The 11,242-nt window shown below is 73.8% G+C and carries 9 protein-coding genes and 1 pseudogene; all 10 read left to right on the top strand.

The features are described 5' to 3' along the window. Nucleotides 1–137 precede the first annotated feature (137 nt). A complete protein-coding gene (locus IDM29_RS10985) occupies nucleotides 138–3,581 on the top strand; it encodes an FUSC family protein (protein WP_182111351.1) in 3,444 nt (1,147 codons plus the stop codon). 138 nt (nucleotides 3,582–3,719) lie between these two features. Continuing rightward, the gene (locus tag IDM29_RS10980; protein WP_182111352.1) at nucleotides 3,720–4,025 is read left to right on the top strand and encodes an urease subunit gamma; all 306 of its coding nucleotides are present in this window, start codon (nucleotides 3,720–3,722) and stop codon (nucleotides 4,023–4,025) included. Nucleotides 4,026–4,028: 3 nt separating this feature from the next. Then, entirely contained in the window at nucleotides 4,029–4,892 is an 864-nt protein-coding gene (locus IDM29_RS10975; RefSeq protein WP_182111353.1) for a hypothetical protein, read from the top strand. 109 nt (nucleotides 4,893–5,001) lie between these two features. Next, nucleotides 5,002–5,310, top strand: a pseudogene (locus IDM29_RS10970) (urease subunit beta); the annotation flags it as partial. 131 nt (nucleotides 5,311–5,441) lie between these two features. Continuing rightward, on the top strand, nucleotides 5,442–7,166 hold the full coding sequence (ureC, locus tag IDM29_RS10965; protein ID WP_182111354.1) for an urease subunit alpha: 1,725 nt from the start codon (nucleotides 5,442–5,444) through the stop codon (nucleotides 7,164–7,166). A gap of 6 nt (nucleotides 7,167–7,172) precedes the next feature. Continuing rightward, nucleotides 7,173–7,865: an urease accessory protein UreF gene (locus tag IDM29_RS10960; RefSeq protein ID WP_182111355.1), complete on the top strand. Its 693-nt coding sequence runs from the start codon at nucleotides 7,173–7,175 to the stop codon at nucleotides 7,863–7,865. Between the two features lie 39 nt (nucleotides 7,866–7,904). Then, nucleotides 7,905–8,537, top strand: coding sequence for an urease accessory protein UreG (ureG, locus tag IDM29_RS10955; protein ID WP_182111356.1), 633 nt, complete (start codon nucleotides 7,905–7,907; stop codon nucleotides 8,535–8,537). Next, nucleotides 8,537–9,550: an urease accessory protein UreD gene (locus IDM29_RS10950; RefSeq protein ID WP_182111357.1), complete on the top strand. Its 1,014-nt coding sequence runs from the start codon at nucleotides 8,537–8,539 to the stop codon at nucleotides 9,548–9,550. Before ureG ends, IDM29_RS10950 begins: the two co-directional genes overlap by 1 nt. A gap of 37 nt (nucleotides 9,551–9,587) precedes the next feature. Further along, complete coding sequence (locus IDM29_RS10945; protein WP_182111358.1) at nucleotides 9,588–10,523, top strand: urea transporter; 936 nt, start codon at nucleotides 9,588–9,590, stop codon at nucleotides 10,521–10,523. 43 nt (nucleotides 10,524–10,566) lie between these two features. Further along, nucleotides 10,567–11,242 (top strand): hypothetical protein (locus IDM29_RS10940; protein WP_188037529.1); only part of this gene is annotated, 676 nt, incomplete at its 3' end.

The raw sequence follows: 11,242 nt of genomic DNA, 5'->3' as shown, positions 1-11,242 counted from the left end.
ACGACGGGCCGAGCCCCGCCGTCCCGGCGCAGGTCAGCGCCTGGGCCGACGCGTTCGACGTCGCGCACCGCCCCGCCTGAGCGCGACCGCGGCGCCGCGGCCGCGCGCCCCCCGGCCCGCAGGCCTACGCTCCTGAGGTGGAGACCATCTGGCTGGTCCTCGGCGTCGTCGTGCTGGCTGCCACGCTGGTCGACGTCTTCCTCACCGCGCTCAACTACGACGAGGCGGGCTACCTGGCGGGCCGGGTCGCCAGCTGGCAGTGGCGTGCGCTGCGGCGCGTCACGCGCCGGCTGCCGCGACGCTGGCGGCCCCTGGCGCTGCGCCAGGTCACCGGGCTGCAGCTCATCGCCACCATCGTGGTGTGGCTCTTCGGGGTCATCACCGGCTTCGGGCTGATCTACCTCGGGCAGATGACCCGCGGCGCGTTCTCCGTCACCGGCACCGGGGCCCGGCTCGACCTCTTCGACGCGCTCTACTTCAGCGCGGCACAGCTCGCGACCGTCGGCGGCTCGGCGCTCACGGCGGAGACCGACGTCCTGCGGTTCCTCAGCATCGCCGAGTCGCTCACCGGTGTGCTGCTGCTGTCCCTGGTGCTCACGTTCCTCCTCGGCGTCTACGACGTGATCGGCGACCTCAACGCCCTGTGCCAGCAGTTCGTGCCCGCCGAACGAGGGGCCGGGTCGGCGGTCGCCACGCTCGCGCCGTACATCCGGGGCGAGGAGGTGCAAGGCCTCGACGGGCACCTCGACGGCGTCGCCGGCGCGCTGGGCAGCTACGTCTCCGGGCTGCGCCTGCACCACGCCGCCTACTACTTCCAGAGCGGGCAGGACCGGTTCGCGCTCCCCTACGCGCTGCGCATGGTCGGGGACACGCTCGGCGCGCTGCGCTGGGGCCTGCCGTCCGGGCACCCCGCCACGAGCGAGCCCGCGCTCGTCCCGCTCACCTTCCAGCTGCTCGAGCTCGGGGACTACCTCCAGCGGCGCCACGGCTGGCGGAGCGAGGCGGTCCCGTCCGTGGTCACCGCCGAGGAGTTCGCGCGGCAGGTCCGGGCCGATCTCCCCCGTCGTCCGGACGACGATGCCTGGGTGGCGCGCTTCGTGCACGTCGACCGCGACATGGCACGGCTCGCCGGGGTCGAGCCCCTCGCCGACGTGGACGACGCGTACCGCCGGTACAGCGCGTGGCTGCCCTTCGCCTACCGCACGCAGCAGACGACGCTCGCCGTCAGCACGGACCTCGACTACCGGCCCATGATCGTCAGCGACGAGCCGGTCTCGATCCTCCACGGGGAGGGCTCGCTCGCGCTGCGCCGCCTCGAGGGCGACGACGCCCTGCCGTCGGCGGCGCCGCCGCCGGCGCCGCCCGGGCCGCGCGGCCGGCTGTCCCGGTGGCAGGCCTTCGTCGACGAGCACGTGGCCCAGGTGGACCCCGGCTACGTCAGGCTGCGCGCCGCGAGCCGGGCGGTGCTCGCCGCGGTGCTCGGCGCGGCGTCCCTCGCGCTCGTGTTCCGCGCGACGGACGTGACCGGCGCGACGTCGGCCGCGATCTTCGGCGGCTTCGTCGGGATGCTGGGCACCGGTGTCTCGGCGGGACGCACGCGCCGGGCCCGCCAGATGACGAGCCTCCTGCTCCTCGTGCCGGTGGGCCTCGTGGTGGTGCTCGGCGCGCTGGCCTCGGGCTCGCGCCTCCTGACCGCCGTGCTCCTGGTGGGCGTCGCGCTCGTGGGCGTGTGGGTCGGACGGTTCGGGCCGCGGTGGGCGGCCCTGGGCCGGATCGCCTTCCTCGTCTACTACTTCGCCCTCATCCTGCGCCTCGAGCTCGCCGACGCCCCGCTGTACGCCGCCGCCGCCGTGACGGGGGTCCTGTGGGCCTACGTCATCAGCCACGTCGTGCTGCCCGACAGGCCCCGCCAGACGCTGCAGGCGGGCATCGACGGGCTCGGCCTGCACCTGGTCGCCTCCATGGGCACGCTGGTCGACGCCGTCTCCTCGGGCCGGTGGGACCCGGACATCGGCCGGCGGGTCGCCGTGGACACCCGTCGGCTGCACCGGACCGCGGCCTTCCTGGCGGGGACGCTGGCCTCCGACGAGGAGGCGGGCGTCGACCCGGTGCGCAGCGCCGAGCTGCGGCTGCGCCTCTTCGACCTCGAGCTGGCGTCCGTCAACCTGACGATGGCCGCCCGGGCGGTCACGGGCACCGCGTACTCGCTCGAGATGCGCGGCCGGCTGGCCGGGCGGCTCGCGCTGCTCCAGGCCCACCTGGCCGCCACGACGGGACGCGCGGGCATCCCCGGTGCGGCGCCGTCGGGACCGCCGCCGAACCTCGAGCCGTGGCCCGCCGGGCCGGCCCCGGCCACGTGGCCGGGACCGGCACGCGCCCTGCACGAGGCGGCCGAGGAGCTCTACCGGGCGACCGACCGGCTCCACGGCGCCGAGGAGGCCGCTCTGGCCGGGACCGCGCCGCCCCGGCCCGACGTCGACCTCGACGTCGACGATGGCGCGCTCCTGGAGCTCGAGCGCGCCACCGCGGGCCCCCCGGAGCCCGCCGAGGGCCGCGGCATGGCGCCGACGACCAGGCGCGCCCTGCAGGCCGCCGTCGCCACGGGCGTCGCGCTGGCCGCCGGCGAGCTCGTCTCGACCACGCACCAGTACTGGGCCACGCTCGCGGCCTACCAGGTGCTGGGCGGCACCGACGGCGAGACGTTCGTCAAGGGGGCCCAGCGGGTCGCCGGGACCGTGGCCGGTGCGGTGGTCGGGTTCACGATCGCCCTCAGCACCGGCTCGGACCCCGCCGTGCTCTTCCCGGTGCTCGTGGTGGCGGCCTTCGCCTCGACCTACTACCGCCCCGTCTCCCAGGCCGTGTCGACCTTCTGGGCGACCATGATCTTCGCCATGATCTACGAGTTCCTCGGGCGCCTGACGACGCTCGCGATCGAGATCCGCGTGCTCGAGACCCTCTTCGGTGCCGTGGTCGCGCTCCTGGTCGCCTGGTGGGTGTTCCCCACGCGCACCCGGACCAAGCTGAACGCGGACGCCGGGCGGCTCGCGGCCGACGTCGAGACGGTCGTCCTCGGCAGCCTGGAGCGCATGGCGGGCAACGAGGCGATCTCGCGCGCCGCGATCGACGACCGCCTCCTGGTCGTCAACCAGGACGTCCGCAGCGTCACCTCGACGGCCGCGCCCCTGCGCCGGTCGGCCGGCGCGCTGGAGGCCGGGGGCGTCGAGGCCCAGCTCACCACCGTCTGGGCGCTGACCTCGCACACCCGCCACCTGGCGCGGGCGGTGCAGTACGCCGTGGGCGTCGGCACGGAGCTGACGCCGCAGGAGTGGCGCGGGCTGCGCGACGTCACGAGCCAGAACTTCGCGGCCCTGAGGGACACCCTCGCCGACCGGCTGCCCGGTCCGCTACGGGAGGACCTGGGCCTCGAGCGGCGGGACGCCTCCGGCGGGCCCGCGGCGCGGACCGACGACCTCGTCCTGCACGAGCTGGAGCGGATCAACCAGACCGTCACGCTGCTGGTCAGCATGGTCTCCCCGGGGGCGGGCGCCGGCGCGGCGCCCGCCGACGCCGCGGCCCGCTGAGCGCACGCTCGGCAGATCCGCCCGTCCCTTTCGACCGAATCGCGCCCAGCACTGTCGCATCCGGCGAGGGCGTCGTATGGTCGAGAAACGACTTCTGGCGGCCCCCGCGCCATTCCAACTTCCGGAAGGCGTGGACTCATGGACCTCACTCCTCGTGAGATCGAGAAGCTGTACGTGTACCAGGTCGCAGAGATCGGACGACGTCGTCGGGAACGCGGCACGAAGCTGAATCTCAGCGAAGCGCAGGCACTGATCTGCGAGGCGATTCTCGAAGGCGCCCGCGACGGCAAGTCCGTCGCCGAGTGCATGGAGCTCGGAAAGCACGTGGTCGCCGAGACCGACTGCATGCCCGGGGTGCGAGAGCGGCTGCCGCTGCTCCAGGTCGAAGCGACCTTCCCGGACGGCAGCAAGCTCGTCTCGTGCCACGACCCCGTGGCGGCCTGAGAGATGTCGCTGGCCGACGAGGCCACCCGGCTGCTGCTCGTCGCAGGCCACGAGAGCGACGGCGGGATCGGCCTCGAGCCGCTCCTCGACGCCCTGCCCGGCGCGGTGGTCGCGACCGCCGGGCGACGCCTGCACGACGCCGTCACCCGCGCCCTGACCGAGGGTGCGGAGCGCGTCGCCGTGCTGCCGATGACGTGGGGCCGCGACCCGGTGATGGTGGCCGACGCGGCGAAGACGCTGCGCTGGCTGGACGCCGGAGCCGGTCGCGGACGCCTCGCGCTGTGCGACGACTTCGGCACGATCGACCACCTGGTCGCCGCGCTGCGGCGTGCGGCGACCCGCACCGCCGCGGCGGAGCCGGGCGCCGCGATGGTGGTCGTCGCACGCGCCGCCGACCCCTTCGACGACGCCGAGCTGTACCGCGTGGCCCACCTGGTGCGCACGCACGGCGCCGGGGTCCCGGTCGAGGTGGCGTGCGTGGCCGGCCCGGGTGACCTGGCCGACGTCGTGCACCGCACGCGACTGCTGGGCGCCCGCGGCGTGGTGCTCGTTCCGGCAGGGTTCGGACTGCCGGACGGCGTCGACGGGTTCGCCGGGACCACGTCCTACGGACCTCTCGTCTCGCGCGCGGCCGTCCTGGAGGTCGTCCGCCGCCGGCGCGACGCCGCACTGCACGCGCTGGAGCACGGGCGGACCGGCATCGAGGCCGGCCTGCTCGCCGACCACGGCCACGGCTACGCCCACTCCCACGGGATCGACGGCGATGCCGGGCACGGCCACCCGCACGGGCACGGCCACCCGCACGAGCACCCGCACGGCACCGTGCCGGCCGGGTTCGAGCTGGCGGAGAGCCGGCCGAGCGGCTGAGGGCCCAGGTCCGGTGCGAGGGGGCGCGCACCGGACGGACGACGACGCACGGCAGCACACACGCCCCCGCGGCATGCATGGATCACCCAGCAACCCGGAGGGCACGACGATGCTAGGCAGCCCGAAGTACCACCACAGCGACGATGACATCGAGATCAACGCCGGGCGACCCACGGTCACCCTGACGGTGACCAACACGGGTGACCGCGGCATCCAGGTCGGGTCCCACTTCCACTTCTTCGAGGTCAACCGCGCCCTGCGGTTCGACCGCGAGCTGGCCTACGGGATGCACCTCGACATCCCGGCCGGCACCGGCGTCCGCATCGAGCCGGGCGACTCGCGCGAGGTCACGCTGACCGCCTACGCGGGCAGCCGGCGGGTCATCGGGTTCAACAACCTCGTCGACGGCGGCCTGGACGCGCGCCAGACCCGCATCGACGCCTTCGCACGCCTGGCGGCGGGCGGCTTCCAGAACGAGCCGTCGGGGTCGTCCTCCGCCGGTGACCAGGGCGCTCCGCGCACCGACTCCGCCAAGACGAAGGACAGCTGATGGCCATCATCTCGCGCAAGCAGTACGTCGACCTGTTCGGCCCGACCACCGGCGACCGGGTCCACCTCGCGGACTCCAACCTCGTGATCCAGATCGAGAAGGACTACAACGAGGGCAACTACGGCGACGAGGTCGTCTACGGCGGCGGCAAGACCGCGCGCGACGGCATGGCGGCGGACCCGCAGGTCACCAGCGCCACGGGCGGCCTGGACCTGGTCATCACGAACGTCATCGTGCTCGACCCGATCCTCGGCGTCGTCAAGGGCGACATCGGGATCAAGGACGGCAAGATCGTCGGGATCGGCAAGTCCGGGAACCCGCACGTGCAGCGCGGGGTCGACCCGCGGCTCGTCGTGGGCGCGGTCACGGAGGTCATCGCCGGCGAGCACCTCATCGCCACGGCGGGCGGCATCGACAGCCACGTCCACTACATCTCGCCGCAGCAGGGGCACGCGGCCCTGTCCAACGGCATCACCACCCTCTTCGGCGGGGGCACCGGCCCGACGGACGCGACGAACGGCGTGACCACCACGCCCGGCGCCTGGCACCTGCACCGGATGCTCCAGGCGGCCGAGGACATGCCGGTCAACATGGGCTTCCACGGCAAGGGCAACGGCTCGCTGCCCGGCCCGCTCATCGAGCAGATCCGGGCGGGGGCGTCCTCGCTCAAGGTCCACGAGGACTGGGGCGCCACCCCGGCGGCCCTGGACAACGCCCTGACGGTCGCGGACGAGTTCGACGTCCAGCTCTCCGTGCACACCGACAGCCTCAACGAGTCGGGGTACGTGGAGGACACGCTGTCGGCGATCAACGGCCGGACGATCCACACGTACCACACCGAGGGAGCGGGCGGCGGGCACGCGCCGGACATCATGAAGGCGGCCAGCCACCCCAACGTGCTGCCGTCCTCGACCAACCCGACCCTGCCGTACACGGTCAACTCGGTCGACGAGCTGCTCGACATGGTCATGGTCTGCCACCACCTGTCGCACGACATCCCGGAGGACGTCGCCTTCGCGGACTCGCGCGTGCGCGCCGAGACGATCTCCGCGGAGACCGTGCTGCACGACGAGGGCGTCCTGTCGATGTTCTCCTCGGACTCGCAGGCCATGGGGCGCATCGGGGAGTCGTTCATGCGCGCCTTCCAGACGGCGCACCACAACAAGGACAAGCGCGGGTCGCTGCCGGAGGACTCCGCGGCGAACGACAACTTCCGGGTCCTGCGCTACCTGGCGAAGATGACGATCAACCCGGCCATCACGCAGGGGGTCTCCGACTACATCGGCTCCCTCGAGGACGGCAAGATCGCCGACATCGTCCTGTGGTCGGTGAGCGGGTTCGCCGCCAAGCCCAAGATGGTCATCAAGGGCGGCCTCATCAACTGGGCGCTCATGGGCGAGCCGAACTCCTCGCTCCCCACCCCGCAGCCGGTCTTCTACCGGCCGATGTTCGGGGCGTGGGGCAAGGCGACGCAGGCGACCCGCGTGTCGTTCATGTCGCAGGCAGCCATCGACCTCGGCGTCCCCGAGCGGCTGGGCCTGGAGAGCCAGGTGCTGCCCGTGCGGCGGTGCCGCGGGATCGGCAAGGCGCACATGGTGCGCAACGACCGCACGCCCGTGATCGACGTCGACCCGGAGACCTACAAGGTCACCTACGACGGGACGCCGGCGCACATCGAACCCGCCCAGTCGCTGCCGATGACCCAGCTCTTCTTCCTGGCCTAGGCAGCCATGAGCACCGACCCGCTCGGCCTCCTGGTCAGCCTCCAGCTCTCGGACTCCGCGTTCCCGAGCGGCTTCTACACGATGTCGCACGGGCTCGAGGGGTTCAGCCAGGCGAAGCTGGTCAGCCAGGGCGGTGTCGGTGCCCTGCTGGAGGACCTGCTGGTCCACTCTGTGGGGCCCGGCGACGCGACGGCCCTGGCACGCGCCCACGACGCCGCGGCCGCCGGCGACTGGGAGGGCGTGCGGGTGGTCGACCGGACGCTCTACGCGTCGAAGCTCAACGGCGAGATGCGCCGCGCATCGGTGCGCAGCGGGCACCAGCTCACCGACGTCGCACGGGAGGCGCTCGGCGGGCCGGAGCTGGACGAGTGGGCCCGGGGGCTCGCGGCCAAGGAGTCCCCGGGCTGCCAGCCCGTCGCCACGGCCGTCGCGTACGCGGCGGCCGGGGTGGGGGCCGAGCAGGCGGTCGTGTGCGACATGTCGGCGTTCGCCGTGAGCTTCCTCGGCGCCGCGCTGCGCCTGCGCCTGGCCGACCACCGGCAGGTCCAGGTGATGCTCCACGCCGTCGGACCGGTGATCGCGGCGCAGGCCGCCGCCGCGGTCGACCGGCCGCTGGAGGACCTCGGCGGGTGCGTCCCGATGGCCGACGTCATGTCCGCCCAGCACGAGCGCGCCGACGCCCGGCTCTTCGCGAGCTGAGCGGGCGCACCACCACGACGGATCGAACGAAGGAGACCCATGAGCGAGAACGTGCTGAGGATCGGGATCGGCGGCCCCGTCGGCTCCGGCAAGACGGCGCTGGCCGAGGCGCTGGTCCCCCGGCTCCTGGCCGCCGGGCGGCAACCGGCGGTCATCACCAACGACATCTACACCCAGGAGGACGCGCAGCACGTGCGGCGTGAGCTCGCGGGGGTCCTCGACCCGGCCCGCGTGGTGGGCGTGGAGACCGGCGCGTGCCCGCACACCGCTGTCCGGGACGACCCGACGATGAACCTCGCGGCCGGCGCCGAGATGCTGGAGCGGTTCCCGGACGTCGACACGCTCCTCTACGAGTCCGGTGGCGACAACCTGACCCTGACCTTCTCCCCCGCCCTCGCGGACGTCTTCGTCTTCGTGCTGGACACCTCGGAGGGCGAGAAGATGCCGCGCAAGCGTGGCCCCGGCATCACCGACTCGGACATCCTGGTGATCAACAAGGTCGACATCGCGCAGTACGTCCGCACGAACCTCGACGTCATGGAGTCCGACGCCCTGCGCGTGCGCAGCGGCAAGCCGGTGGTGCTCACCAACGCACTGACGGGCGACGGCCTCGAGCGGCTCCAGGACGAGATCATGGCGGTCTGGCACGGCCGCAGGTCCGCGCTGGTCTGATGGCCACCGAGACGCTGGTGCCGGCCCCGCCCGCCGTGCCCGCCCCGCCGGCCCAGGCCCCCGTGCGCCCGTACGGCGGGCACCGGGTCCAGCCGGGGCACTACGAGCCCCGGCGGGTGCCGCCGGAGGTCGCGCGGTACGCCGGCGTGCTCGACACGCTGGCCGTCGGGAGCCCCGGCAAGGTCGGCGTGCTGCAGCTGGGGTTCGCGCTGGGCGCCCACGGGACGGAGCTGGTGGAGCACTACCAGAAGTCGCCGCTGCAGATCATGCACCCGCTCTACTACGACCCGCAGCGGCCGGACATGCCCTACACCTACCTGATGTCGACCGGTGCGGGGATCCTCCAGGGCGACCGCCTGCGGACCGACCTCACCTTCGGCGCGGGCACGTCCGCGCACGTCACGACGTCGGCCTACACCAAGGTGCTCAAGATGGAGCACGACTACGCCGTGGCCCAGGTGAACCTCGACGTGGGGCCCGACGCCTACGTCGAGTACCTGCCGGACCCGGCCATCCTGTTCACCGACGCCAGGCTCTACCAGCGCACAGCCGTGACGGTGGCGGAGTCGGCGACGCTCCTCGCCGGGGAGACCGTCGTCGCGGGGCGGCTGGGCCGCGGCGAGCGCCACCGGTACACCGTCCTGGCGTCGGACTTCGAGGCCCGTCGGCCGGACGGCACCCTCCTCGCGCTCGACCGCGTCCGCCTGGCCCCGGTCGCCGGCGCGTCGGGCGGGCCCGCGGTCATGGGCGGCCACGACGTGCTCTCGATGCTCTACGTGCTCACCCGCCGGGCGCCGGCCGCGGAGCTGAGCGACCTTCTGCACGACGAGCTCGCCGCGACGTTCGCCGGCGCGCTGCGCCTCGGGGTCAGCACGCTGCCCGACGACTCCGGGGTCTGGGTGCGGATGCTCGGGGACGAGACCAGGACGGTCACTCTCGCGGCGACCGCCGCCTGGCGCGCCCTGCGCCTGCACCTCACCGGGCTGCCTGCGCCCACGGTCCGCAAGACCTGACGAGGGCGGCCGCGCGGCGGCCGCCGAGGAGGACGGCATGGCATCGACAGGAGCAACGGCGCAAGCGCCCGGTACCGGCACCGCACTGACCGGGCGGGCCTTCGCCCACGGACTGTCCCAGATCTTCTTCCAGGCGAACGTCTGGACGGGTCTGCTCATCCTGGCGGCGTTCGTCGTCGCCGACGTGCGCATGGCCGTCCTCGTGGTGATCGGCACCCTGGTCTCGACCGCGACGGGTGCGCTCATGGGCGCGCGCCGGCAGGACCTGCGGATCGGCATGCAGGGCTACAACGGGGCCCTGCTCGGCGCCGCGGTCTTCGCCGCGATGGGCGGCGCGCAGGCGTGGTCGTACGTGGCCACGGTGGTCGGCGCCGTCCTCTGCGCGCCGGTGATGTGGCTCTTCGTGCGGCTCTTCGCCACGAGGCCGCTCGCGCGGTTCGACCTGCCGGCGACGACGGCACCGTTCTGCACGGTCGCGGGCGTGGTCTACGCCGTCACCATGAGCCTGCACGTGAGCTCGACGCCCCAGCACGTCCCGGACGAGGTCGGCCGGTCCTTCCTGCGGTCGCTGCTCACGAACGTCTCCGAGGTCGTGCTCGTCGAGAGCGTCTGGGCCGGGGCGCTCATCCTGCTCGGCCTCTTCATCGCCTCGTGGCGGGTCGGGGTGGCGGCGGTCCTCGGCAGCGTCGTCGGAAGCCTGTGCGCGCTCGCCCTGGGCGAGAGCAGCGAGACGATCGGGAGCGGCCTGGCGAACTACTCCGGCGTCCTGACCGCCATCGCGCTCGCCGTCGTCTTCCTGCGCAGCACCGTGGCGGCGTGGCTCTACGCGACCCTGGGCGCGGCGCTGACCGCCGTCCTGACCCTGCTCCTCACCGACGCCACGAGCGCACCGCACTACACGTGGCCCTACATCCTGACCACCTGGGTCCTGCTGGTCGTCGCGGCCTTCGTGCCGGCGCTGCGCCGCACATGAGACGCGTGGTCGGCCGCCCGCCCCGTGGGAGCGAGGTGGGCGTGTGCAGATCACGATGAGCGACGTGCACGTGCGCGGCCGCCGCGCCGTGATGCTGGAGCTCGGCGGCCTGACCCTCACCACGGGCCAGGCCGTCCTCCTGGCGGGCGAGCCGGGGCAGGGCCTGACGGCGCTGGCCCTCGCCGCGACCGGGCGCCTGTCCCCCTTCGACGGCACCGTGACCCTCGTCGACGACGACGGCGCGACGACCACCGACCCGGCCGAGCTGCGCCGGGTCACGGCGGTGGTCGACCTCCCCGGCGTCTCCGAGCCGGACGACGCCGTCCCGCTCGGCACGGTGGTCGCGGAGGACCTCGCGCTCGCCCGCGTGCCCGCGGGGCCCGGGGCCACCCGGCGCTGGCTCGCCGAGCACGACCTGAGCGACCGTGCCGGCCTGCGCGTCGACGACATCCCCGGCGACCTGCGCACCGAGCTCCTCGCGACGCTGGCCGCCGAGCGGCCCGATGTCAGGTTCCTCGTGCTGACCATGCCCGAGCGCCACGGCGGCGAGCCGGCGCGGTGGTGGCAGCTCGCCCAGGAGCTCGCCGCGCTCGGCTACGGCGTCCTGGTGCAGTGCAGCCGCTCCTGCGCGCGGGACCTGGGCGCTGACGTGCCCCCGGCCCGGAGCGAGGCCGACGCGCCGGCCCCCGTCGAGGCGCTGCGCACGACGCCGCCCGCCG

Source organism: Actinotalea sp. JY-7885 (assembly GCF_014525465.1).
Classification (GTDB): Bacteria; Actinomycetota; Actinomycetes; order Actinomycetales; family Cellulomonadaceae; genus Actinotalea.
The sequence above is the reverse complement of the archived record's forward strand: the minus strand, read 5'-3'. Positions and strand labels throughout refer to the sequence as shown.

Coding starts and splice junctions, on each gene's coding strand:
- IDM29_RS10980 (WP_182111352.1), top strand. CDS start 3,720: ATGGACCTCACTCCTCGTGAGATCGAGAAGCTGTACGTGTACCAGGTC.
- IDM29_RS10975 (WP_182111353.1), top strand. CDS start 4,029: ATGTCGCTGGCCGACGAGGCCACCCGGCTGCTGCTCGTCGCAGGCCAC.
- ureC (WP_182111354.1), top strand. CDS start 5,442: ATGGCCATCATCTCGCGCAAGCAGTACGTCGACCTGTTCGGCCCGACC.
- IDM29_RS10960 (WP_182111355.1), top strand. CDS start 7,173: ATGAGCACCGACCCGCTCGGCCTCCTGGTCAGCCTCCAGCTCTCGGAC.
- ureG (WP_182111356.1), top strand. CDS start 7,905: ATGAGCGAGAACGTGCTGAGGATCGGGATCGGCGGCCCCGTCGGCTCC.
- IDM29_RS10950 (WP_182111357.1), top strand. CDS start 8,537: ATGGCCACCGAGACGCTGGTGCCGGCCCCGCCCGCCGTGCCCGCCCCG.
- IDM29_RS10945 (WP_182111358.1), top strand. CDS start 9,588: ATGGCATCGACAGGAGCAACGGCGCAAGCGCCCGGTACCGGCACCGCA.